Origin of the sequence: Muricauda sp. SCSIO 65647 (genome assembly GCF_021534965.1) — a bacterium.
Classification (GTDB): domain Bacteria; phylum Bacteroidota; class Bacteroidia; order Flavobacteriales; family Flavobacteriaceae; genus Flagellimonas_A.
In genome coordinates this window covers 2,698,827-2,722,916 of record NZ_CP091037.1, presented here as the reverse complement: position 1 = coordinate 2,722,916, position 24,090 = coordinate 2,698,827, and the positions used below count along the sequence as shown (strand labels likewise).

General features: G+C 43.2%; 17 protein-coding genes. 3 read left to right on the top strand and 14 right to left on the bottom strand.

Features of this window, described 5'->3' with window-relative positions:
• Positions 1 to 89: 89 nt before the first annotated feature.
• Positions 90 to 3,056, bottom strand: a complete 2,967-nt coding sequence (gene secDF / locus L0P89_RS12085; RefSeq protein WP_235265353.1) for a protein translocase subunit SecDF — start codon at positions 3,054 to 3,056, stop codon at positions 90 to 92.
• A 224-nt stretch (positions 3,057 to 3,280) separates the two neighbouring features.
• Positions 3,281 to 4,207 carry a malate dehydrogenase gene (locus L0P89_RS12080; RefSeq protein WP_235265352.1) on the bottom strand — a complete coding sequence of 309 codons (927 nt, stop codon included), beginning with the start codon at positions 4,205 to 4,207 and terminating at the stop codon, positions 3,281 to 3,283.
• Positions 4,208 to 4,455: 248 nt separating this feature from the next.
• Between L0P89_RS12080 and L0P89_RS12075 the strand changes: the two genes are divergently transcribed.
• Positions 4,456 to 4,830: a hypothetical protein gene (locus L0P89_RS12075; RefSeq protein ID WP_235265351.1), complete on the top strand. Its 375-nt coding sequence runs from the start codon at positions 4,456 to 4,458 to the stop codon at positions 4,828 to 4,830.
• 85 nt (positions 4,831 to 4,915) lie between these two features.
• On the opposite strand, the gene L0P89_RS12070 is transcribed toward L0P89_RS12075, so the two are convergent.
• The 3 genes from L0P89_RS12070 to asnB all read right to left on the bottom strand — a co-directional run bounded on the left by L0P89_RS12070 (position 4,916) and on the right by asnB (position 9,846).
• Positions 4,916 to 5,926 carry a DUF6588 family protein gene (locus tag L0P89_RS12070; RefSeq protein ID WP_235265350.1) on the bottom strand — a complete coding sequence of 337 codons (1,011 nt, stop codon included), beginning with the start codon at positions 5,924 to 5,926 and terminating at the stop codon, positions 4,916 to 4,918.
• A 73-nt stretch (positions 5,927 to 5,999) separates the two neighbouring features.
• Positions 6,000 to 7,940, bottom strand: a complete 1,941-nt coding sequence (gyrB, locus tag L0P89_RS12065; protein WP_235265349.1) for a DNA topoisomerase (ATP-hydrolyzing) subunit B — start codon at positions 7,938 to 7,940, stop codon at positions 6,000 to 6,002.
• A 235-nt stretch (positions 7,941 to 8,175) separates the two neighbouring features.
• The gene (gene asnB / locus L0P89_RS12060) at positions 8,176 to 9,846 is read right to left on the bottom strand and encodes an asparagine synthase B (protein WP_235265348.1); all 1,671 of its coding nucleotides are present in this window, start codon (positions 9,844 to 9,846) and stop codon (positions 8,176 to 8,178) included.
• Positions 9,847 to 10,084: 238 nt separating this feature from the next.
• Here asnB and L0P89_RS12055 point away from each other — a divergent pair, with 238 nt between their 5' ends.
• A complete protein-coding gene (locus L0P89_RS12055; RefSeq protein ID WP_235265347.1) occupies positions 10,085 to 10,615 on the top strand; it encodes a DUF2911 domain-containing protein in 531 nt (176 codons plus the stop codon).
• Positions 10,616 to 10,663: 48 nt separating this feature from the next.
• Here L0P89_RS12055 and L0P89_RS12050 read toward each other — a convergent pair whose 3' ends face one another.
• The 7 genes from L0P89_RS12050 to L0P89_RS12020 all read right to left on the bottom strand — a co-directional run bounded on the left by L0P89_RS12050 (position 10,664) and on the right by L0P89_RS12020 (position 20,961).
• Positions 10,664 to 12,289, bottom strand: coding sequence for an amidohydrolase (locus tag L0P89_RS12050; protein WP_235265346.1), 1,626 nt, complete (start codon positions 12,287 to 12,289; stop codon positions 10,664 to 10,666).
• A 74-nt stretch (positions 12,290 to 12,363) separates the two neighbouring features.
• Positions 12,364 to 12,765 (bottom strand): response regulator, encoded by a 402-nt coding sequence (locus L0P89_RS12045; RefSeq protein ID WP_235265345.1) that lies wholly within the window; start codon positions 12,763 to 12,765, stop codon positions 12,364 to 12,366.
• 84 nt (positions 12,766 to 12,849) lie between these two features.
• Positions 12,850 to 13,944 carry an OmpA family protein gene (locus L0P89_RS12040; RefSeq protein WP_235265344.1) on the bottom strand — a complete coding sequence of 365 codons (1,095 nt, stop codon included), beginning with the start codon at positions 13,942 to 13,944 and terminating at the stop codon, positions 12,850 to 12,852.
• 138 nt (positions 13,945 to 14,082) lie between these two features.
• Entirely contained in the window at positions 14,083 to 15,162 is a 1,080-nt protein-coding gene (locus L0P89_RS12035; protein ID WP_235265343.1) for an OmpA family protein, read from the bottom strand.
• 38 nt (positions 15,163 to 15,200) lie between these two features.
• Positions 15,201 to 16,064, bottom strand: a complete 864-nt coding sequence (locus L0P89_RS12030) for a cupin-like domain-containing protein (protein ID WP_235265342.1) — start codon at positions 16,062 to 16,064, stop codon at positions 15,201 to 15,203.
• Between the two features lie 114 nt (positions 16,065 to 16,178).
• Positions 16,179 to 17,930, bottom strand: coding sequence for a TonB-dependent receptor (locus L0P89_RS12025; RefSeq protein ID WP_235265341.1), 1,752 nt, complete (start codon positions 17,928 to 17,930; stop codon positions 16,179 to 16,181).
• 7 nt (positions 17,931 to 17,937) lie between these two features.
• Positions 17,938 to 20,961, bottom strand: coding sequence for a tetratricopeptide repeat protein (locus L0P89_RS12020; protein WP_235265340.1), 3,024 nt, complete (start codon positions 20,959 to 20,961; stop codon positions 17,938 to 17,940).
• A 147-nt stretch (positions 20,962 to 21,108) separates the two neighbouring features.
• Here L0P89_RS12020 and L0P89_RS12015 point away from each other — a divergent pair, with 147 nt between their 5' ends.
• Positions 21,109 to 21,792 (top strand): cell division ATP-binding protein FtsE, encoded by a 684-nt coding sequence (locus tag L0P89_RS12015; RefSeq protein WP_235265339.1) that lies wholly within the window; start codon positions 21,109 to 21,111, stop codon positions 21,790 to 21,792.
• Positions 21,793 to 21,818: 26 nt separating this feature from the next.
• On the opposite strand, the gene murQ is transcribed toward L0P89_RS12015, so the two are convergent.
• Positions 21,819 to 22,637: an N-acetylmuramic acid 6-phosphate etherase gene (gene murQ / locus L0P89_RS12010; RefSeq protein WP_235265338.1), complete on the bottom strand. Its 819-nt coding sequence runs from the start codon at positions 22,635 to 22,637 to the stop codon at positions 21,819 to 21,821.
• The gene (locus tag L0P89_RS12005) at positions 22,634 to 24,088 is read right to left on the bottom strand and encodes a sodium:solute symporter (protein WP_235265337.1); all 1,455 of its coding nucleotides are present in this window, start codon (positions 24,086 to 24,088) and stop codon (positions 22,634 to 22,636) included. The genes murQ and L0P89_RS12005 overlap by 4 nt, the downstream gene beginning before the upstream one ends.
• Positions 24,089 to 24,090 lie beyond the last annotated feature (2 nt).

The following is a 24,090-nucleotide window of genomic DNA, read 5'->3' as shown; positions in this document are numbered from 1 at the left end:
CATCAAAATTTTGACTTTCTTACAAAATTCTTGGTAAAGCATAAAAAAGCCGCTCAAAAAGCGGCTTTTCATTTTGGTTGATAAAGGTTTTATTCTTTATCCATTACGATTTTCTTCTTCAATGAATCAAACATAATGGGCGTCGCAATGAATACCGATGAGTAGGTACCGATAAGCACACCCACTATCATGGCAAACATGAATCCGCGTAGGCTCTCACCTCCAAAGATAAAAATGGACAAGAGTACGATCAACGTCGTCAATGAGGTATTCAATGTACGGCTTAGGGTACTGTTCAGGGCTTGATTGACATGCTCGCCATTCTTCCAGCCCTTAAGACCCACTACCTCACGAATACGGTCAAAAACCACCACAGTATCGTTGAGTGAATAACCGATTACCGTCAAAATTGCCGCGATGAAGGCCTGGTCAATTTCCATGTTGAATGGCATGACCGTTCCCAGTAGTGAGAAAATACCCAAAACGATCATGACATCATGAAATACCGCTACCACGGCACCCAATGAGAATTGCCACTTTCTAAAACGCAGCAAAATGTACAGGAAGACCACGGCCAAAGAACCAATGATGGCCCAAACGGCATTCTTTTTGATGTCATCTGCAATGGTCGGACCTACTTTTACCGACTGTAAAATACCAATGGATTTTTCTGAAGCTCCAACGGTGAAATCTTCAAAAGAGGTACCATCGGGCAAATATTTTTGAAGTGAGGTGTAGAGTTTGTTCTGAATCTCATTATCGACCTCTATACCCTCAACATCTACTTTGTAGGGTGTGGTGACCTTTATCTGATTGGCCTCCCCAAATGTCTTCACATTGGTGCCACTACCAAATACCGTGTTCAGCTCAGAAGCTATTTCTGAGGGATTTACCTCTCTCTCAAAACGAATTTGATACGAACGACCCCCAACAAAATCAACACCTTGCTGTAGCCCTTTGGTGAACAAGGAAAAGACGCCTACCCCTACCAAAATGACAGAGATGACATAGGCTATTCTACGTTTGCCCAAGAAATTGATTTTCATATTCTTGAACAGGTTTTTGGTCATGCCCGTAGAAAAATCAAGGCTCCTGCCTTTTTTCGAAATATACCAATCAACCAATAATCTCGTAATGAAAATAGCGGTGAACAAAGAGGTTACGATACCGATCAAAAGAGTGGTAGCAAAGCCTTTGATTGGGCCAGAACCGAATACAAAAAGGATAATGGCCGTAAGACCCGTGGTGATATTGGCATCCAAAATTGAAGAAAGTGCATTGCTAAACCCATCGGCAACTGCTTGGGCTTTGCCCTTGCCACGTGCCAATTCTTCCCTGATACGTTCAAAAATGAGCACGTTCGCGTCTACAGACATACCAATGGTCAAAACGATACCCGCGATACCCGGTAAGGTCAAAACAGCACCAAGACTGGTCAAGACACCAAAGATCAAGAGTATATTCAAGATCAAGGCGATGTCGGCAAAGATTCCGGCCTTACCGTAATAGAAAATCATCCACAGCAATACAAATGCCATGGCGATGATAAACGACATAAAGCCACTATCAATGGCCTCTTGACCCAATGATGGGCCCACTACTTCAGACTGAATGATCTCTGCCGAAGCCGGTAATTTACCCGCACGCAATACGTTTGCGATATCTTTGGTCTCATTGACGGTGAATACACCGGTAATCTCAGAGCGGCCACCGGGAATGGGTCCTGAAGAGACCCCAGGGGCCGTATATACCTTGTTATCGAGCACAATGGCAATACCGGTTTGATTGTTGTACGCATCTCCCGTAAGGCGCTCCCATTCTTTGGCACCACGGGTGTTCATCGTCATGCTCACCGCAGGCTTGTTGAACTGATCAAAAGTGGCCTGTGCATCAGAAACCACATCTCCACTAATGCGGGGCACGTTGTCACGACTTGATTTCAAGGCAAACAGTTCGGCGGTTTCAACGTCTTTTGGCGGACGCTCCCAAGCAAACTTGGTGAACTGAACATCGGCAGGCAGTAATCTACGAATTTCAGGCATTCTCAAGTACGAACCTACTTCGGCCGTATCAGAAATGGCCACCCTGGCAATGGCATGACTGCCAGGACTTGCAGGAATCAATTTACCCAGCAACGGGTTGGTCTCTGCGGTAAAATCCAATGAATCTTGGGCGACATCAGAAAGCAATGAATCAATTTCAGATTCGGGTTTGGTCAAGGTATCCCGCTCTTGTTCAACAGGTTCTAAAATATCACGAAGGCGTGTATTTGCATCTACAAAAAACTGGCCAATGCTAGTATTGCTCTGTTGATAGGTTTCCCAAAACTCTAATTGTGCCGTACTCGACAGCAGCTCTTGGGCACGTGCAATGTCACGGGCCCCTGGCAATTCGACCAAAATACGGCCAGAGTTGCCCTCTCGCTGAATATTGGGTTGGGTAACCCCGAAACCGTCAATACGCTCTCGCAATACCTCAAACGCAGAAACGATAGACTCGTCAATCTTTCTTCTGATGATAGGCTTTACCTCATCATCGGTCATCTGAAAATTGATCTCATCACTCAACCCCTTATTGGCAAAAATATCTGGAGATGCCAATTTGGTATCGCCCTTTATGTTGTCGAAGGCGTCAAAAAAGAGCTCAAGATACGTCTCGTCACTGTTTCTAGAGGCCTCATCGGCATCGGCCAAGGCCTTATTGAAAATTGGGTTCTTGGTATTATTGGCCAATCCTTTCAAAATATCCTTTACAGATATCTGCAAGGTAACGTTGATACCTCCTTTCAAGTCAAGGCCTTTGTTCAGTTCCTTCTTCTTGGCATCATTGTAGGTGGTGTAACCCAAAATGGGATTGCCGCCGATCGAATCAAGATATGATGCCTCAAGAGCCTCGCGCTTCGCCACATAGTCATCTTCAGTCTCAGCAATTTGGCTCGCTGCATAGACCTCAGCATCTTTCTCAACCTTGCCCGTGATAAAAGTGAACGACAGTTGATAAATGCTCACCAAACCAAAAAGGAGCGCAAAAAGCCTAATGAGTCCTTTATTTTGCATTGATTATTAAATTTTTAGAAGTTTTCTTAAATAGCGTGCAAATATATCATTTCAAATAGGATTTGCCAATAGAAATCAAGTGAATTGTGCCCAGTGTACACAATAAAAAAATTGTCATTTCAAACCAAAAATGATTGGCAATGCCTCGTGGTGAAACTTTTATTTCTACCTAAATGCGCTTGCCTATTGGTTCAAAATGACAATTCGTTGTATACTGCTAAAACCTAGACATCAAGAAGGCCATTGGTCTTTTTGACCCCTTCGGCGCTTTCTTTCATTTTGGTCTTTTCAGCTTCTGAAAGATCTATTTCAACAATTTGTTCGATACCATTTTTTCCTAAAATAACCGGAACACCGATACAAATGTCATCTAGGCCATACTCCCCTTCCAAAAGGGTAGAGCATGGAAACATTTTCTTCTGGTCACAGGCAATGGCATGTGCCAGACTGGAGACAGCAGCACCTGGAGCATACCATGCACTGGTACCCAGCAATTTGGTCAAAGTGGCACCACCAACCTTGGTTTCCTGCACAACATGATCCATCTGTTCATCGGTCAAAAATTCAGAGACCTTGACACTGTTTCGGGTCGCATGGCCAATCAAAGGTACCATACCTGTATCACTGTGCCCCCCGATAACCATACCGTCTACATCAGAAATGGGTGCTTCCAACACCTCTGCCAAACGATACTTGAAACGAGCACTATCTAGGGCACCACCCATACCGATTATACGATGCTTTGGCAAATCGGTAGTCTTATGTACCAAATAGGTCATGGTGTCCATGGGATTGCTGACCACTATGATAATCGCGTTTGGCGAGTGCTCCAATAGACTTGATGATACGGTTTTTACAATTCCGGCATTGATACCGATCAATTCTTCACGGGTCATTCCAGGTTTTCTGGGAATACCTGAAGTAATGACAGCGATATCACTGTCGGCAGTTTTTGAATAATCGTTGGTGCTTCCGGTAATCTTGGTATCAAAACCGTTCAAAGAGGCCGTTTGCATCAAATCCATGGCCTTGCCCTCAGCATAGCCTTCCTTGATATCAAGCAATACGACTTCAGACGCAAAATTCTTGATGGCGATATACTCGGCACAGCTTGCTCCTACTGCTCCGGCGCCCACTACAGTGATTTTCATATTTGTGTTTTTGGAATTTTATTTTAAAGCGCAAAAATAGCGAAAATCTACCTCTGGTTTCATGACTTTAATCAGATAAATAATAGGATTTTGACATTATTCCACCTACTGAGAAACCTCTACTGTTTGTTAAAGAAAAGTGTCGTTCATCGAAAGATTTTCCTTTGGTGTACCGTATGACGATTTTTTACAATAATCACAGCTGTCAAATCGTTATAACAATCCCAAATCTAAACTTACCTACGTCTATGAAAAGGCTCTTTTCATTACTGGCCTTGGCGGTAATCATCGCGATAAGTAACTGTACCCGCGTACCCGAGAACAATGACCCAATACTTGGCATTTGGTCAAAGGCAGTGTTTACCGAAGATAATAAAGGCCAAAATATCACTTCAGAACGTCAAGAGTGGATTTTCAACGATGCTTTCTTAGGAAGGTACCATAGCTACACTGACGACAAATTGGAATTTTATACCGATTTTGGTTGGAGTGTCAGTGATGGCATTTATACCATTGAATACCGTGGCACCGATATGCCCGATGCCCACGTAACCCTGAAAAAGACAGAACAGCCACAAACACTTGCCCAGCAAGATGGAAGCTTGTTCGCCACTCGAGAATAAAAAATATGGTCAGACGCTATACGAGAATGAAGAGGCCCCGGCAGTATTGCCGGGGCCTCTTGTTTTGGTCGGTTATTCAACGTTTTTAACGAAACCCGAAATGGATACCGGCTGTCAACGTACTGAATTCTGCTATATTATAATCGACATTGATTCTGAAAAAGCCCAATTTTATCTTGGTGCCCAGGGTGGCCGCAACCCCACTGGCATCGTTTGATACCGTAAAGGGGTCTATATAAGTGTTCTGAAACGGGCCTGATGATACCACATACTCACCCAGCAGGTCTATATCTGATTTCCCTGTAATGTAGCCGATTCCGCCATAAAAATTAATGACCGGAATCTTTCTTGTGGAGATTACGGCACTAAAATTCCATGTATTGAAAGAGGCATCGATGCGCTGATTGCTACCATCAATTACGTTAGAATCGGTAAAATCGTATTCGCCATTCATGCCAGTATAGCCAATGACTGCCGATATGGCCACTGGCAATAATTTATCAGCAGGCAACAATTTGGTGAATTCATATTGAATACCGGCGCCAAAAAGGCCGATCTCGGCATCATCATCGAATTTTATCTTTGGCAGAAAACGTGCCTTTACCTCAAGACCCTTTATCAAGCCCACACTCGCCTGAATATAGCCAGAGGGAACGAAGTTGAAGTCTTCAGAGGCCAAACCGGAGGGCAATTCAAATTCTTCCCTCAAAAGTCCGTTTTCATCTTCAACAAAGACTCTAACATCTTCAATGTCACCCAATGCGGTGGAAACTTGTCTAGGTGTACCGGGGTTATCCACAAAATCTAAATTGTCATAATCACTTGGGTCTAAAACAAAAGCCTTTTTGTCATCTTTGTTCTTGAAGCCCGTCAGATTACCGATTATTGATATTTCGAAGCCACCAAGGGGCTTTGCATCTGCGGTATTGTACCATCCATTTGAGACACTGTAGATTCCGGCCTCCTGAACAGGCCTCAAATAATCGTTCGCAAAACGTTCTGCATCGTCAAGACCAGAAATGAAGAGGTCGTTTAAATCTTGGCCTCTTCCAAAAGTGGCCAACAATAAAGCAGCCAACCATATAATTCGCTTCATTTTGTAAAATTTTTCTTAAAACTAAAAAACCCTGACGGTTCAGTCAGGGTTTTTGTTGTGAAACTATCGTTATTTATGCATCAATGTTCGCATAAACGGCATTTTTCTCGATAAACTCTCGCCTTGGTGGCACTTCATCACCCATCAACATTGAGAAAATGCGGTCTGATTCGGTCGCATTTTCAATACTGACTTGGCGCAAAGTCCTGAATTCAGGGTTCATAGTGGTATCCCACAACTGTTCGGCGTTCATTTCACCAAGACCTTTATAACGTTGAATGCTCGCACCACCACCCATTGATTCGATAATTTCGTCACGTTCCTTATCATTCCATGCATAACGCTTTTTGGTTCCCTTTTTGACAAGGTACAAAGGCGGTGTGGCAATGTACACATGACCAGCTTCGATCAGTTCACGCATATAGCGGAAAAAGAAGGTAAGTATCAAGGTCTCGATATGGCTACCATCAACATCGGCATCGCACATGATGATTACCTTGTAATAGCGCAATTTCTCGAGGTTCAAGGCCTTGCTATCTTCTTCTGTTCCTATGGTCACCCCCAAAGCGGTATAAATATTTCTGATTTCCTCATTTTCAAAGACCTTGTGCTGCATGGCCTTTTCTACGTTCAAAATTTTACCACGCAGGGGTAAAATGGCCTGAAAATTCCGGTCACGGCCCTGTTTGGCGGTACCTCCTGCCGAATCACCCTCAACCAAAAACAATTCGCAGTTTTCGGGGTCTTGGTCTGAACAGTCAGAAAGCTTCCCTGGGAGTCCACCACCTGTCATGGGGTTCTTGCGCTGTACCATTTCACGGGCCTTTTGTGCCGCATGTCTTGCCTGAGCCGCCAAAATCACCTTTTGCACCACACTTTTGGCATCATCGGGGTGTTCTTCCAAATAATTGGTCAACATCTCAGAAACCGCTTGGCTAACCGCACTAGAAACCTCTCTATTGCCCAATTTCGTCTTTGTTTGACCCTCAAATTGTGGCTCGGCCACTTTGACCGATACGATTGCCGTTAATCCCTCACGGAAATCATCACCAGAAACCTCGAACTTCAGTTTGTCAAGCATGCCCGAATTATCGGCGTACTTCTTCAAAGTGGTGGTCAGACCTCTTCTAAATCCAGAAAGGTGCGTACCCCCCTCATGGGTGTTGATATTGTTCACGTACGAGTGGAGGTTCTCGGTAAAACCGGTGTTGTAGACCATGGCCACCTCAACGGGAATGCCATTTTTTTCCCCTTCCATGGCTATGACATTTTGTATCAAAGACTCACGGTTACCATCTAAAAATTTGATGAATTCTTTTAGACCTTCCTCAGAATAGAACTTCTCGCCCAAAAACTCACCTTTTTCATCTTTATTTCGCCGATCGCTCAGTGTAATGGTCACCCCTTTGTTCAAATAGGCCAATTCACGCATTCTGTTGGCCAGGGTGTCATAACTGTATTCTGTAGTCTGGGTGAAAATTTGATTATCTGGATGAAAGGTGATGATCGTACCTGTTTCTTTGCTGTTACCAACGCTTTTTACAGGATACAACGTCTTGCCCCTTTCATATTCTTGCTCCCAAACCTTGCCCTCGCGATGGACCGTAGCCTTCAGTTTTTCAGAAAGTGCATTCACTACCGAAACCCCCACACCGTGCAAGCCACCCGAAACTTTGTAGGAGTCTTTATCAAACTTACCTCCGGCCCCGATCTTGGTCATGACCACCTCAAGGGCGGAAACCCCCTCTTTTTTGTGCAGACCGACTGGGATGCCCCTACCGTTATCTTCAACAGTAATTGAGTTGTCTTCATTTATGATGACCGAGATAGTATCACAATGCCCGGCCAAAGCCTCATCAATCGAATTATCGACCACTTCATAAACCAAATGGTGCAAGCCCCGGGTACTGATATCGCCAATGTACATCGAGGGACGCATACGCACGTGTTCCATACCCTCGAGTGCCTGAATACTATCGGCAGAATATTGTTTTTCTTTGACTTCTTCGCTCATAAATCTCGCTTGTTCGTTCTCAAATTTAAAAATCCTACAAATATAAGGAATACCCAGTGAAATTAGGGGTTTGTGGCACTTTGATACCTCTAAGTTATCAACAAAACAGTGTGGAAAATTATACAGGCGAAAACATACATTGTAAAACGAAAACCCCGCCTAAAATGGCGGGGTCACGGACTAATTCAAATGAATTAAAAAATACAGGCCTATTCCCTAAAAATGAAAACAAGCTTTATTTTACATAGGCGTCTTCGTGCACTTTGGCAACCGCCCTACCTGATGGGTCATTCATGTTCTTGAAGGCCTCATCCCACTCTAATGCTATTTTGGTACTACAGGCCACCGATGGTTCTTGAGGTACACTTAGCGCAGCAGCATCTGATGGAAAATGATCTTCGAATATAGATCGATAATAATATTCTTCTTTAGTGGCCGGGGTCTGTATCGGAAACTTGAAATGGGCATTCTTCATTTGTTCATCAGAAATTTCACTTTCGACCAATTCTTTCAAGGTGTCGATCCAACTGTACCCCACTCCATCAGAAAACTGTTCTTTTTGTCTCCAAGCCACACTTTCTGGCAGATATGATTCAAAAGCCTTGCGAACCACCCATTTTTCCATACGTTCTCCATTGATCATTTTGTCTTTGGGGTTGATACGCATGGCAACATCGATAAATTCTTTATCCAAAAACGGTACCCGGCCCTCAATACCCCATGCTGCAAGGGATTTGTTGGCCCTTAAGCAATCATACATGTGCAATTTGCCCAGCTTTCGAACCGTCTCTTCGTGAAAATCTTTTGGACTCGGGGCCTTATGAAAGTATAGATACCCACCAAACAACTCATCAGCGCCTTCACCCGAAAGCACCATCTTGATACCCATTGACTTAATCACACGGGCCATCAAATACATCGGGGTAGAGGCCCTTATCGTGGTGATGTCATACGTTTCTAAATTGTAGATAACATCCCTGATGGCATCAAGGCCTTCTTGTATGGTGAACTTGATCTCGTGATGAACCGTTCCTATATGGTCAGCAACCAATTGCGCGGCGGCCAGATCAGGTGAACCTTCCAAACCTACCGAAAAAGAGTGCAACTGGGGCCACCACGCATCTTTGGTATCATCTGATTCAATTCTTTTTTGGGAATATTTTTTTGCTATTGCGGAAGTAACCGAAGAATCCAATCCGCCCGAAAGCAGCACACCGTAGGGCACATCAGACATCAATTGTCGGTGCACGGCCGCTTCAAGGGCATCTCGCACCTCTTTAATACTGGTCTCATTCTCTTTTACCGCCTCATACTCCATCCAATCTCTTTGGTACCATCGCTTGAACTCTCCGTCGGTACTGTGCAGGTAGTGACCGGGAGGGAAAAGCTCAATCTTCGAACAAACACCTTCAAGCGCTTTTAATTCTGAAGCTACATAAAAGGTTCCGTTGCGGTCCCAACCGATATACAGGGGAATAATGCCCTTATGGTCACGGGCAATAAAATACTCGTCCTTTTCTGTATCGTAAATGGCAAAACCGAAGATGCCGTTCATTTCGTCGATGAAATCAGGACCCTTTTCTTGGTACAATGCCAAAATGACCTCGCAATCTGACATGGTTTTGAAATCATATTTGCCCTCGAATTGCTTTCTCAGCTCTCTATGGTTATATATTTCGCCATTGGCCGCCAAAATCAACTTTTCATCAGGACTCACCAAAGGTTGCTTGCCCGATGCCGGGTCTACTATGGCCAAACGTTCATGGGCCAAAATGGCCTTCTCGTTGGCATAAATGCCACTCCAGTCAGGGCCTCGATGCCTAACTTTTTTTGACATTTCCAATAATTGTGGCCGTAGCACCTCGGTACCTTGCTTAAGGTCAAATGCACAAACAATTCCGCACATATTTTAATCTTTATAACAATATTTGTACAAAGATGAATCTATAATTATAAATTAAAAATATATAATGATTAAATTATTACATTTTATAATTAAAAATATAAAATATTATACTTATTGAAAGAAATAGCTCTGTTCTTACTCTCAAAGACATCAAATCGAAAGTGAAAATTTTAACTACTTTTTATAAAACTTAAAAAAGAATAGATTCTAGTTTTGACTTTTAACCAAAACATATATCATGAAAAAGATTTATTTGTTTTTTGCGCTGACCGTCGCACTGGTCTGCAGTAATGAAATCAATGCCCAAGAATTCAGCGGTCTAGATAAAAGCCCTGCTGATATTGCCGCCTATCCTGCAAGTTACAGGGTAGCTGACAAGAACGTTCGTATCATTTACAGCAGGCCCCAGTTAAAGGGCCGTAGCCTTTCAGAATTGGCTCCAGAGGGCAAGGTCTGGAGGACCGGCGCCAATGAAGCACCTGAAATCACTTTTTACAAAGACGCAAAAATTGGTGGGCAAGAGATAAAAGCCGGAACGTATTCGCTTTTCACAATACCCGGTGAGGGTGAATGGACCGTCATTTTGAATAAAAACCTGAACCAATGGGGTGCTTATTCATATAACAGCGATGCCGATGTCGCCCGTATCTCTGCTAAGGCAAGTAGTGGTTCTGAAAACCTCGAAGCTTTTTCAATCGCCTTTGACGATGACGGAAACCTACATATGGGTTGGGGCACAACCAGGGTAAGTGTTCCTATGGCATTCTAAAAGATCACATCAAACAATACTATGGACCGAGGCTTACACCTCGGTTTTTTATTTGACCTTTTCCCCGCCCAAAAAAACCTGTTCGGCCTTTAGGTTCGGAATCTCCCCTTCGGGTACGATCATGATATCATCGCTCAAAATCACGAAATCTGCAAACTTGCCCGCTTCAATGCTTCCTTTTTCATGTTCCTCAAAATTGGAATATGCGGCCCAAATGGTCATGCCCTTCAGGGTTTCTTCACGTGATAAGGCGTCTTTCATCTGAAATCCACCTTCGGGATAATGCTCCAAATCTTTTCTCGCCACTGCGGCATAAAAGGTCAAGAATGGACTCACCCGCTCCACCGGAAAATCAGTGCCTAGGGCAACTGTTCCCGCTTTGTCCAATAAGGTCTTGAAGGCATAGGCCCCTTTTACCCTTTCAGGCCCCAATCGATCTTCGGCCCAGTACATGTCACTGGTCGCATGTGTGGGTTGCACAGAGGGAATGATTCCTCCCTCAAAATAATCAAAGTCTTCAATTGAAATGACTTGTGCATGTTCAATCTTCCAGCGACGGTCATCCTTTCCCTGCAAAGCGTTCCGATAGGCTTTCAAAATGACAATATTGGCAGAATCGCCTATGGCGTGCGTATTCATTTGGTATTGAGAAGCAGCAATACGTTCTGCAAGCTCCCCAATTTTTTCTACTGGCGTGACCATGGCCCCAAAATGACCAGGCTTATCGCTATACGGTGCACGCAATGCCGCGCCACGAGAACCCAATGCCCCATCACCGTACACTTTTACAGACCGAACATTGAGTTTATCGGTCTTGACTATACCCTTGTTCAAGAAGTGATCGAGGTTTTCTTCTGAGTTGCTCACCATGGCATAGACACGCATTTTCAATTCACCCATTTTTTGCAAACTATCGATCAATTCAATTGTGGAACGGCCCAGCCCCGCATCGTTAACGGTGGTCAAGCCATAATCAAAGCAGATACGCTCTGCATCCTTTAATGCCCTGGCACTGGTATTCACATCGGGTTTTGGCAGTACGGCATCGACCAAAGCCATTGGGGCGTCAATCAAAACACCCGTTGCGTGGCCACTGCTTTCCCTTACGATTTCACCTCCCTCAACTTTGGTTTCGTTGGTGATACCGGCCATATCAAGAGCCTTTTGGTTGACCAAATAGGCGTGGCCATCGACTCTTTCGAGCACTACAGGGGTATTTGCAAATAATTTGTCGAGCTGTAGACTGGTGGGGAATTCCTTGACCTCCCAATCGTTTTGATCCCATCCACGACCACTGATGACTTCTGCGTCAGGGTTTTCATTGCGAAAATCAAGTACCCTTTGTACGACCTCATCAAAGCTTTTGGTGCCTACCAAATCAACCACCTGTTGGTTAAGGCCAAGGCCATAAAAGTGACAATGTGCATCGATCAAACCAGGTACAATGGTCTTGCCATTGGCATCCAACATATTTTTCGAAGTATATTTTTTTACAATGGCATCATTTGACCCAACCGCCACAAATGTACCATCGTTCACGGCAAAAGCCGTGGCTTTTGAAAAAACGCTGTCGACCGTATAGACATTGGCATTGTGAACTATAAGTTCAACAGGTTCGCGGGTACTGCACGATAGCATTAAGAAAACAAGGGAAAGGGAAACAAGAATTCGCATAGCAACACTAATTTCCAATAAAAATAGGCTTTTGAACGGTTTGCCGAAGAAAAGTCGTCAAGAAATAAAATGTATCACGAGTAGGCCCTTACCAAACCATTGATCTGCCCGACAGATAAGGGTTTATGGCAAAATGCCCTTACTTCTTCGTAATGTTGTAAAAACACCTCATCTTTTACGTTTAACGATGTGGTCAACATAACCACGGCGGTATTTTGTCTATAGGCTTTTTCGATTTTAATATATTCATCTATAAACTCCCAACCCGACATTTTGGGCATGTTGATATCCAATAAAATGATTTCTGGAAAATGGGTTCTCTGTGCTATACAATTATTGAGGAAATTCAGTGCTGCTTGTCCGTCTTGACAAATCTCGAGTTTTTCACAGCAATCTGCTTTTTTAAAAAGGATGGAATTCACATAGTTCGTGACTTCATCGTCATCGATCAACAAAATGGATTTGAGTTTGCCCAAAGATTTTCAAGATAATTTGTTTGGTTACTTTTTTCAATACCACGAAAGTATGAATATGTCGCAAAATGAAAAATTAAAATTCAATTAATGATCATCTTCAAATTCGGTCATCACAAACTCGACCCTTCTGTTCTTCTCTCTGCCCTTCTCTGTAATATCTTTGATAGCGGGCATGTTTTCACCGTGACCCTCCCAAGAAATGCGTTTCTTGTCGAGACCCAGTTCATGTAGGTATTTTGCTACCGTCCAAGCCCTTCGCGAAGAAAGATACTTGTTGTAGGGATCAGTGCCCAAATCATCAGTATGCCCATTGATGGTCAGTTTAAGTTTAGGATGCTTCCTCAAGTGGCTGTAAATTTTTCTGATATCTCTTTTTCCCTCTTCGGTCAAATTAAATTCATCAAATTCGAATAGTAGTTGGTTCAATACAAATGGTTTGTCAAGTTCATACTGCGCATCCCTTAGATAGGTGACCGAAACCTCATCTATGAAGTAATATGACATCTCTACCGGTTTGTTCTCTTCTACCTCGAGCCTAATTTTTCGAGAGGTTTTGTTGTTCTTGAAATTACCTATGACCATATACTTTTCGTAGCCTTTGGCAACAAACTCACTGGTCACTTCTGCCCAGTTTTCACTGTCAAACAACACATCTTTTGTCTCGAGTTTGACATAGGAATATTTTTCTACATTGAATCTTTCCATTCTTCGGGGTGATAAATTCTGGTTGATCTCGGCTTTAAAAGAACCGGATACAAACAATGCCGACATTTCTTGCATGGCCACCACAGATTCTTCCGCCAAGCTTACCCTTATTGAAACTCGGTACAGTTTTCCTTTCTTTAGGGGCTCTTTGAATTCAAACTGTAGATATTCTCGATATTCGTTCGGTGCATAGAAATGAAGGCCCGCATAGGCATCACCTTCAAATGCTTTTTGCTCACCTTTAAAGTTCTTGGGTACGCCCATCTCCAATGAGCCACATTTGTTAAAATAGTCAGTCGTACCTTTGGTTGGGGCGGTGATGCTCTTAACATCTTTGGAAAGATTGCTCATCTCTTGTGGGCAAGAAATATACTGTTCAAATCCACCGTTGATGACCAAATTTTGTGCATGGGCACAAAAAACCTGGATAAAAAATAAAATGACCGAAAAAATCTGAATTTCCCGAACCATCATGTTTAGATGCGACACTAAACACTCGTGTTCTAAAAGTGCTTTTTGTAGTCAGTTATTATTCAGAACAACAAATTTTTACCGGATTTATTGCCCAGAAGCAATTTTTTGTTGCGAACCATTAAAAAGAAATGGTGCTGATCAATCATGCTCTTTTTTGAACTCAAACTCGGCCCTGCGGTTCTTTTGACGGCCTTCTTCGGTCGCATTATCGGCAATTGGCTTGCTACTGCCAAATCCTTTTGAAAACACCCGGGTCTTTGATAGGCCAAGATCTAACAAATAAGAGACTATTGATTTGGCCCTGCTCTCTGAAAGTCTTTTATTGTATGCTGTACCCCCCCTACTATCGGTATGGGCGCGTATTTCGATCTCGAAATCTGGGTTTTTGTTCAAATAACCAAAAATTTGGTCAAGTTCCGTTTTTGCCTTTGCGTTCAATTGAAAACTATCAAATTCAAAATGTACGTTTTTAAAGGCGTACGTTGAATCAATATCAAAAGCTTGTCGTTCCATTTCATTCTCGCTTGATGAAATGGCAACCATGTCAATATAATAGTAGGCGCCTTTTTTTGTTTCACGCCGCTTGGTTTTGATCCTACGGGTCGCGGCATTTTCACGAAGATTGCCTAAAATCAAATAACGTTCAAAACCTTTGGCAATAAATTGCGCATTGACCTCAAGCCAATCGGTCTTGTTTTGGTGAAATTCGGGGTGATTGATTTCAAAGGAATGCATTTTGTTGTTCTTCATTTTGTAAAGCCGTCCCTTTGATAGGTTTTTCTTTGTTGCAATGTCAATGGGAAGGTAAGAGAACAGCACCCCAAAATCCTTAACCGCAAAATCAGAGCCCTCGGCCAAACTGATATGAAATTTCAAATGATAGGTCTTGTCTTTTCTGAGAGGTCTAGATAGCTCTACTTGCACATATTCGCGATAGTCAGCCGGCGCAAAAAAATAGAGCCCTGCATAAGCGTTGCCAAACTTAGGATGCTGTATGCCATTGAAATTTTCAGGTGCTCCCATAACCTTACTACAACTGTTGAAGTAGTCGGTAGTACCTGCTGTCGGTGTGCCCCAATGGTGAACATGCTCATTGAATGTGCCCAAGGCATTTGGGCATTCAACAAAATCTTCAAAACTGGGGTTCTTGACCAGGTTCTGTGCAAAACTGAACCCGACCACAAAAAAAAGAGCGCTATTTAAGGTAGGCTGTCTCATAAGAAATGGGCCACTGACCTTACGTTACCTAAAATCGGTCACTTTGCCACCCGTACACCATTGACAACAGCGTGACAGGTGCAGTTGTTGGCTTTATAAAGACCACGATGGTGCAATGTTATTTTCAACCACTCGACAGGCCGCAAAAAAACCATATCACCTCTTGTGTATGCAAAGGTATTGGTACTGATAGAAGGTTCCAACGACTTGACATAGTGCCACCACCCCTTAGGGTTATAGAGTACATCACCAGGCTCTAGCTCAACTATGAAAAACTCTATCTCCCTGAATGCGGGAAACTTTTCCTCATCAAAATTGTTGAGATCTACTCTGCTCAAAACAGCTCCATAATCAAATTTTGGGCTTGGATAAAAATTTTGCTTGAATTTAGGCGATGCCACGATCATTATCTTTCGCCCTACGATTTGGGCCAGCATATTATTGTGGTCATCTGAATGCAACCCTGTAATCGTTCCTTTAGGGCCGATCCAAACAGCGGGCACATCATCAACGGTGTTGTCGGTCAAATATGAAAAATCAACATCATTGAGCAACTCTGGAAACTCCTCAAAAATCTGATAGGCTGTCAAGTATGTTTTATCATCGGTCCCTTTGTCTTTATTGTCCCTTACGTCCTCCAAAAAATCCTTGATTTTTCGCTCGGTAAGCACCGTATCTTTGTTGAGCACATTGCCTACTTCCATATCGATTTGATCTTCAATTTGAAGATTTGCAAAAAAATCGAAATTCCACTTGTGAAAGGCTGGCCATTTTTTGGCAAATCCCTTGAGAAGCACCGGCTTTTTTTTATTAAAAAATTCTTTTTTAAAGGTTTTTGGATCAATGTCTGTCAAAGTAGTGATGGGCTCGCCGTGTGCAAGAATATCGGGTAAAAGATCCATTGTATTGGTTATTAGGTTGTTGCAACCTTAAAAATAGAGCTATGGGGCAAGTTCGTGAAAAAATGCCCGTCTTTTACGATGAAGTGACCAAAAAAGGTGTTGTTCGGCCTTTTTCTAAAAATCGAATTTATAAGAAGCCCCAGCCAACACCTGAAAGCCTTGTACCCTAAAATTTGCCCAACGTTGGTAGTTGTTGTTGGCAATGTTTGAAGCCTTGGCAAAAATCGAAAGCTGTTCATTAAAGCGGTAGCCCAAATGGGCATTGGCATCAAAAAACGAATCCAACGTCACGATGGCCGAAGGAAATTCTGAGGGTGCAACATTCTCGACTGCCTGTGCCACCAAATCTTCGCGTTCACCCACAAAGAACAAGTTCGCACCCAGAAACCATTGGTCGGTAATCTGATAATCCATAAAGAGGGAACCTTTTAAATTGGGCAGGTTCCAAGCAGGGTTATCGGTCTCTGTGTCATAATCATACACTTCTGCGTTTATACCCAGTGTGAAGTTTCGGTTCACATCAATGTTCAGTTCGCCAAAAATGCCAAGGGTTTTGACATCGTCATAGAACACTTGAAAAGAATTTCCATAGAAATAGCCTTTTTCATCATTCCTAAATTGGTTTTCGGGATTCAACAAAAACAATGGTTTTCTATTTTCAGCGGTGTAAGAACCTTTGACATTGTACCCTACATTTGAAAAGAGCTGTCCTTTCAATCCCAAATAACCCTGATATTGACGGTCTGTAGGCTGAATGGTCAATGTAGGGGAAACAAACGGATTTTCATCCACTAAATCGTGATAGGAGTTTTGGTGCAGTTCGCCTTCGATTCCGCCATAGGCAATCACTGTCTCATCGACCAGACGATAGGAAGCTGTCACTGCCGGATAAATGTAAAAATTACCTTGGCTGTTCTCAATATCGGTTCCATAGACCAGGTTCGCGCCCAAATTCAGGGTCAGGTCATCACGCAACACCAATAGGCTGGGGTTCACGCCCACCTGAAAGTGACCGTAATCTATGCCTGTGGTATTTACAGTGTTATTGAGATCGGCATTTGAAAAACTTCCACCCACATAATCGAGTTTGGCATTTATGGTTACCAGTTCTTCGGTAATCGGAAGTTCAATCGTCGGTTCGACCACTATGCGGTTCTCACCTGATTCCACTGCATCCCAAAAACGTCTGAGCAAAATGTTTCCACTCTTGAAAAAGGAATCCTCCAAATTCAGATGTGCTTTGGCCTCAGCATTGAAATAATTTTGTCGTTCATCGATCGAAGCGACGGTAGTTTCATCAAACTCCCCATTTTCAATTCCGTACCAATTGTACAATTGATGGTGAAGCCCAAGGCTCGCCCCCCAATCAAGGTCACGATCTTTCTTGGTGTATGAGGCATCTAATTTAGTATTGTAAAAATCAGCATCTAAAGGGGTGCTTTCTATATCGCCTCTTGAAGAAAAATGGCTCAAACCAAAATCAAGCAGGTTTTCGCCCCGATTGAACTCTCTACTGGTATAAAAATCGACCAGCGCGTTGTTATAATTGCCCAACCCTATCGAAGCATATGAATTATACAGGGTCGGAGGCGGCGTCTTCTTGACTTTTGATGCCTTGGCCTTGGCAGGCGTAAAGGTCGAAGCGACCGGAACTGAAAAAATACTATAGGTAATCGGTTTTTTCTGTAAGACAATAGAATCACCGATTGTCGGGCTCGATTTGATTTTAAAGGCATCCGAAACGGTGGGGGAATATGGTTTTACAACGGTTACCGTTTCGGTGCCTATATCATTGGTGTCTTGGGCCTGAACCCACCCCAATAGGCTCAAAAAGATAAATGATATTGATATGATGTGCTTTCGCATGTATTGCTTATTTGTTATTGGTATCGATCGATGAATTTCTTTCGGTCTCACGTGATTTGATAATGGACAATTCGCCCCTTGCCTCTGCTATAATATCATCGAATTCGACGAAATTCTCGATTACGCTCTCCAAAATGTAGGTCGCCTGAAAAGCATCGCCCAACTCATAATAGTTTTTGGCCATGATAATGAGTCCTTTGCCACCCCACTCTTTGTAACCTGAGTAGTCTTTGGCCAATTTTTGCACCGAGATGTTAGAGGCCTCAAAATCTTGGTTCTTGTTCTTGAAATAGGCATCATAGTACCATGCTTCCGCTGCGGTTTCGCCGGCGGCTATTTTTTTTACCTCTGAGAAAGCGGCTTCGGCCAATTGCTCGTTACCGGTCTCTATGGCCGAACGCGCGATCATGATTTGGGCATCACTTTTAATGCGGTTGTCAATATTGGAAGCCGACAATACCTTTTCAGCATAGGCGATGGTCTTTTCGTAATCTTTTTGCCCATAATAGCCTTTCATCAGGTTTGATTGCGCAAAGGTTCTGTTTTGGTCAATTTCGGCCGTTCTATCTAACTGCTCGAGATATGGCAGGGCACTTTGGTAGTCTTTTCGGCCCACAAAAATTTCAGACACCCTGGTCAATGCTTGCTCAGTATATTCGCCACTATCACTATCGGCGACCCTGATGAACTTTTCAAGTGCCTTGTCTTTTTGGTTTTTTGAAAAATAGAGCTGCGCCAAATTGAAATTGGCCTTCAGGGATTGGATGCCGTTCGGGAACTGTTTCAAGTACTCTTCATACCCCCTAATGGCTGCCTCTGTGTTGCCTTCAAGATATTTTCGATCAGCTGATTCAAAACTGGCATTGTCCAACTCGGCATCGGTCACCTCAACGAAGTCAAGGTTTTTGGCCCATGCAGCATATTCACTGACCCTACCCAAATCGACATACACCAGTTTTGCGGTTGCCACGGCCTGTTTGGCTTCTTGTGTTTCAGGATATTGCCTTACCACTTGCTTCAATTTTTGAAGTGCTTCCTCACCCCTATTTGCGTTGTAGTGTACCAGCCCCTGCCGTAACATGGCCCTTGGGGCAAATTTGCTTCTACTGAATTGGGAAATCAACCGGTCATAGGTCTGTAGCCCCATGGTTTCATTGTCACCCTTAATATAGGTGTTGGCCAATTCGAAAAGGGCATCATCCCGTAAGGAAGATTTTGGATAACGTTCCAAAAACGAATTGAATTCATCGATTTTGACTGAATTCTTGCCCAAGAAGCCTTGGCTCAGGGCCTTTTGAAAAGCTGCATAGTCGCGCTCTGGTCCGTTCATTTTGGCAGCCTTGCCATAAGCCGAGATGGCCTGACCATAATTACTGGTCACAAAATGGCTGTCACCCAGGCGCACATAGCTGTCGGCTATTCGCTCTTGATCAATGGCAGCTGTTTCTGCGGCATTCTTGAAGTAGGCAATGGCATTTTTGTAATTCTTCAATTTGAAGTGACAATAGCCAAGGTTATAATCCAAATTATTGTAGTCTTCCGTATTTCTGGCCGCACTATTTCTTTTGAACTTCTCAAAACCATCAAGCGCTTCATCAAATCGGTTCAGGCGATAGGCCGATTCTGCTTTCCAGTACTGTGCGCGAGCCTCAAAAGTGGGGTTTGCCGCCTTTTTCAGTGATTTCGAAAAACGCTCTAAGGCCTGCTCATGATCACCATCAATGAACAGTTCAACACCTCGGTAAAATGCTACTTTTTGATAGGTTTCCTTACTGGCGTACGATTCATTCTCTTCAAGTAGTTGTATGGCCCCCTCAAAATTTTTGGAGGTAATGTATGAATCGACAAGCAACTCTTGAATCTCTTCTTGGTGTTCGTCTCTAGGGTACTTTTCCAAATAGGCCATCATCACCTGCGGCACAGGTTCATAGGCATTGCCGATTTCGTAGCTGAGGCGGGCATAGTTCAAAAGCGCATCCTTTTCGATTTCAGCGTTGAAATTCATTTGTGAGGCATTCCTGAAGGCGTTCAGGGCTTCCGGCTTTTTATCGAGTTTCATGTAGCATTCCGCCAAATGATAGTAGGCATTCTGGGCCACGGCATTCGACCCGCCAATAATTTTGTTGAACTGCCCAATGGCGCTTTCATAATCGCCCCGCTTGTAATGGCTATAGCCCAACAGGTAAAAATCGGTATTGCTCCAGCGCCCACGTTTTCCCTTATACTGTTTGAGATGGGGAATTGCCTTATCGTACTGCGCCAAATTGAAGTAACTCTCACCGATAATCTTATGGAGTTCTGAAATTTCCCTTCTGTCCGATTTTGGCAGTTGCTTTTCGGCCATCGCAATGGCCTCTTCAAAATTGCCCAATTTAAAATTGAGATCTGCCTGATAATAGCTCAGCTTTTCATTGCGCAACTCTGGGTCTGTAATCTGGTCGAATCGGGCACTGGCCTCATCATAATCATCTTGTTCATAGGCAATGTAGCCCATATAGTATTTGGCCTGTGAGCCATATTTTGGTGAATTGGCCACCCTGCTCAAGTACCGTTCCGCTTCTTTCGGATTGTTCGAAGCATAGTAAGCGTAGCCATTGTTGAAATCGAAACGCTCTTTGTCTTTTTTTGACATGGCGGTTTGGTCTACTTTTTTGTACCATTTCAAGGCATAGGGATATTTGCCCGTCTCAAAATAATATTCGGCAACATCCATAAAAGCAGAATTTCTTTTGGTCGAGGTCGGGTAACGCTCGACAAAATCTTCCATCAGCTTGTCAGCCCTTCTTTGGTTCAGGCGAATGGCAGCGTTGGCGGCGTAATAAGCACTATTGGCCTCTGTTTCACCATCATCGGTAGAGGCTTTGACCTTTTCAAATAGCACTTGGGCCGCTTGGTACTGTTGGTTGTTGTACAGCGCCAAAGCGTCTTGGTACGTTTTATTGGGATGGGAATAAACCTGTGTCTCTTGGGATCGGCACAAAAAAATAACGCTGAAAAAAAGCGTCAATAAGGGGATGACTTTTCGATTCATAGTGTTCTACGCTGTTCTCGATTGATGTAATCATAACGTCAAAATCCGCGCCAAAGTATATTTCATGGCAACATCGGATAGATTTGTTCAAACAAAAATCCATAAAAAAACAGAACTTAGTACCTTTAGACCCCCTAAAAGAAAAAAATGCCCGAAACCATTTTAAAATTGCAGGATGTCGCTGTTTTTCAGAATCAAAACCTGATTCTGAACAACATCACCCTAGAGGTAAAAAAAGGTGAATTTGTCTATGTCATCGGCAAAACCGGTAGTGGAAAAAGTAGCTTTATGAAAACTTTATATGGTGATTTGCCACTTAAACAGGGAGATGGGCATATCGTAGGGTATGATTTGAAGACCCTCAAAGAAAAGGATATTCCCTTTTTGCGTCGAAAATTGGGCATTGTGTTTCAAGACTTCAAACTGTTGCCAGACCGTAATGTGCACAACAACCTTAAGTTTGTGCTCAAGGCCACTGGATGGAAAGATGTGGTCAAAATGGACTCAAAAATTGAAGAGGTGCTCGATAAAGTGGGCATGAAAACAAAGGGCTTTAAATTTCCACATGAACTTTCAGGTGGCGAACAACAGCGTATCGCCATCGCGAGATCGCTCTTAAATGATCCCGAGCTCATTTTGGCCGACGAACCTACGGGAAACCTGGATCCACAGACCAGTGTCGAGGTTATGAAGGTCTTACAGGAAATCAACGAAAGTGGGCGTACCATTATGATGGCCACCCATGACTATGCACTTATTTTGAAATATCCGCACAAGACCATAAAATGTGACGGTAGCAAAATGTTCGAAGTCATCCAAAAAGCGGTCTAGCACCGCATTTTACCCCCCCAAGGGGGTCATTCTTTTCGATAGAGCTCAATAATCTTTCTTACACTTTTGTGTTTCGCCAGTAGCCGTTTGGCGCGTTGCTCGTCGATCATAAGCTCTTCCACCAACATTTTGACCCCTCTTTTTGTGAGCTTGGTATTCGACAATTGCATATCGACCATTTTATTGCCTTTTACGCGACCCAATTTTATCATAACAGTGGTCGAAATCATGTTCAGTACCAATTTTTGGGCAGTACCAGCTTTCATTCGAGTGCTGCCTGTCACGAACTCGGGACCGACTACCAATTCAATGGGGAAATCTGCCTGCTCGGCAAGGGGAGAATCGTCATTGCATACAATACAACCTGTGACAATACCATTTTTTCTTGCGTTTTTCAATCCGCCGATGACATAGGGGGTGGTGCCAGAAGCCGCTATGCCCAACAAGGTGTCCATAGCGTTGATATTGTATTGTTTCAAATCTTTCCAGGCCTGTTCTGCATCATCCTCGGCATTTTCAACTGCTTTTCTCAACGCTATGTCACCACCTGCAATCAGACCGATTACCCAATCATCGGAAACACCATACGTGGGTGGGCATTCAGAGGCATCTAGAACACCCAGCCTACCACTGGTACCTGCTCCAATGTAGAACAAACGCCCTCCCTTTTCCATTCTTGAAACGGTACTATCAACAAACCTTTGTATTATGGGTATGGCCTTTTCAACAATGAGCGGTACCGCTTGGTCTTCTTGATTGATGCCCACAAGCAGTTCTCGGGTACCCATTCTTTCCAGATTATCGTATTTAGAGGGTTGTTCGGTCGCTAGAATACTATTTTTCATTTTTTTCTTTTTAGGAGTAATAAGCCCAAGAACGTCAAGAGACCGTTCACGGCAATGCTGACAAACCCAAAGTCAAAATCAAATTCTTTTTTTAGGTAAAGCCCTATAAAATAGGTAAGCGAAGGAGCCATTATACAGATCAGGGGCACCCATCTATCTTTAATCTCGATTTTGGTGAACATTCCAAAAAGATAGAGTCCCAAGAGTGGTCCATAGGTATAACCGGCAACATTGAAGATAAGCGAGATAACATCGCCCCTACTGCTTGAAAACAACATAATAATGATGAAAACCACGCATGAGAAGCCAAACAACACCCTGTTCTTTATTTTCTTTCGCTCTTCGCCACTTTTCTTTGAAATCTCTAGAAAGTCATAGGTAAACGATGTGGTCAGGGCCGTCAGGGCAGAATCAACACTTGAAAATGATGCAGCTATGATACCCAGCAAAAAACTGATTCCTGCCAATAATCCCAAATGGTTCAGTGCAAGATCTGGAAACAGTGTATCGGTATCAAGCAATTGGCCCTCGGCACCACGGGGCAATACGATGTTATGGTTTTCGGCATAGATATAGAGCAATACCCCCAGCCCAAGAAACAAAAACTGTGTCAATGCCAATATTAGGCTATAGGTAAGGGTATTCTTTTGGGCATCCCATCGATTTTTACAGGTGAGGGTTTTTTGCATCATGTTCTGATCGAGACCCATCATGGCAATGGCTATTAAAATACCTGCTATGAACTGTTTGTAAAAATTGTTGCTCGATTTGCCCTCCCAGTTGAACACCTCAAAATATCGATGTTGGGTCACTTCCCGAACTGCATCGCCAACGGTAAAACCAAACGACTGCATAATGGCCGTAATGGTCAATATGGCTCCTAAAATCAAGAAGATGGTCTGCATAGTGTCTGTCCAAACGATGGTCTTGATCCCAGATTTATTGGTATAGAGCCATACCAGTAGTAAAATAATGATTACAGTGACAAAAAACGGAACATTCATCGCATCAAAGAATGCAAATTGCAATATTTTGGCCGCCAGCAATAAGCGCAATGCGGCACCAAAAGATTGCGACACCAAGAAAAAAAGCGATCCCGTCTTGTACGATCTTTTGCCATACCGTTCTTTGAGATATCCATATATAGACACCAATCGCAACTTGTAATATAAAGGTATGAGCACAAACGTGATAAAAAGGTAGCCTACTACGTTACCAAGAATAAATTGGTAAAAATAGAGATAGTTATTGCCCACCATACCGGGCACCGAGACAAAGGTAACCCCAGAAAGTCCGGCTCCTATCATACCAAAAGCCACCAAAAACCAAGGTGACTCCCTATCGCCCGTAAAGAATGATTCATCACTTCTATTACGGGAGGTGAAATATGAAATCACCATCAAAAGGGCGAAATAGAAAATAATGACCGAGAATACCAATAACGGACTCACAA

Excerpts from the sequence above, each read along its gene's own strand:
- secDF (WP_235265353.1), bottom strand. The coding sequence starts at position 3,056 with ATGCAAAATAAAGGACTCATTAGGCTTTTTGCGCTCCTTTTTGGTTTG.
- L0P89_RS12080 (WP_235265352.1), bottom strand. The coding sequence starts at position 4,207 with ATGAAAATCACTGTAGTGGGCGCCGGAGCAGTAGGAGCAAGCTGTGCC.
- L0P89_RS12075 (WP_235265351.1), top strand. The coding sequence starts at position 4,456 with ATGAAAAGGCTCTTTTCATTACTGGCCTTGGCGGTAATCATCGCGATA.
- L0P89_RS12070 (WP_235265350.1), bottom strand. The coding sequence starts at position 5,926 with ATGAAGCGAATTATATGGTTGGCTGCTTTATTGTTGGCCACTTTTGGA.
- gyrB (WP_235265349.1), bottom strand. The coding sequence starts at position 7,940 with ATGAGCGAAGAAGTCAAAGAAAAACAATATTCTGCCGATAGTATTCAG.
- asnB (WP_235265348.1), bottom strand. The coding sequence starts at position 9,846 with ATGTGCGGAATTGTTTGTGCATTTGACCTTAAGCAAGGTACCGAGGTG.
- L0P89_RS12055 (WP_235265347.1), top strand. The coding sequence starts at position 10,085 with ATGAAAAAGATTTATTTGTTTTTTGCGCTGACCGTCGCACTGGTCTGC.
- L0P89_RS12050 (WP_235265346.1), bottom strand. The coding sequence starts at position 12,289 with ATGCGAATTCTTGTTTCCCTTTCCCTTGTTTTCTTAATGCTATCGTGC.
- L0P89_RS12040 (WP_235265344.1), bottom strand. The coding sequence starts at position 13,944 with ATGATGGTTCGGGAAATTCAGATTTTTTCGGTCATTTTATTTTTTATC.
- L0P89_RS12035 (WP_235265343.1), bottom strand. The coding sequence starts at position 15,162 with ATGAGACAGCCTACCTTAAATAGCGCTCTTTTTTTTGTGGTCGGGTTC.
- L0P89_RS12030 (WP_235265342.1), bottom strand. The coding sequence starts at position 16,064 with ATGGATCTTTTACCCGATATTCTTGCACACGGCGAGCCCATCACTACT.
- L0P89_RS12025 (WP_235265341.1), bottom strand. The coding sequence starts at position 17,930 with ATGCGAAAGCACATCATATCAATATCATTTATCTTTTTGAGCCTATTG.
- L0P89_RS12020 (WP_235265340.1), bottom strand. The coding sequence starts at position 20,961 with ATGAATCGAAAAGTCATCCCCTTATTGACGCTTTTTTTCAGCGTTATT.
- L0P89_RS12015 (WP_235265339.1), top strand. The coding sequence starts at position 21,109 with ATGCCCGAAACCATTTTAAAATTGCAGGATGTCGCTGTTTTTCAGAAT.
- murQ (WP_235265338.1), bottom strand. The coding sequence starts at position 22,637 with ATGAAAAATAGTATTCTAGCGACCGAACAACCCTCTAAATACGATAAT.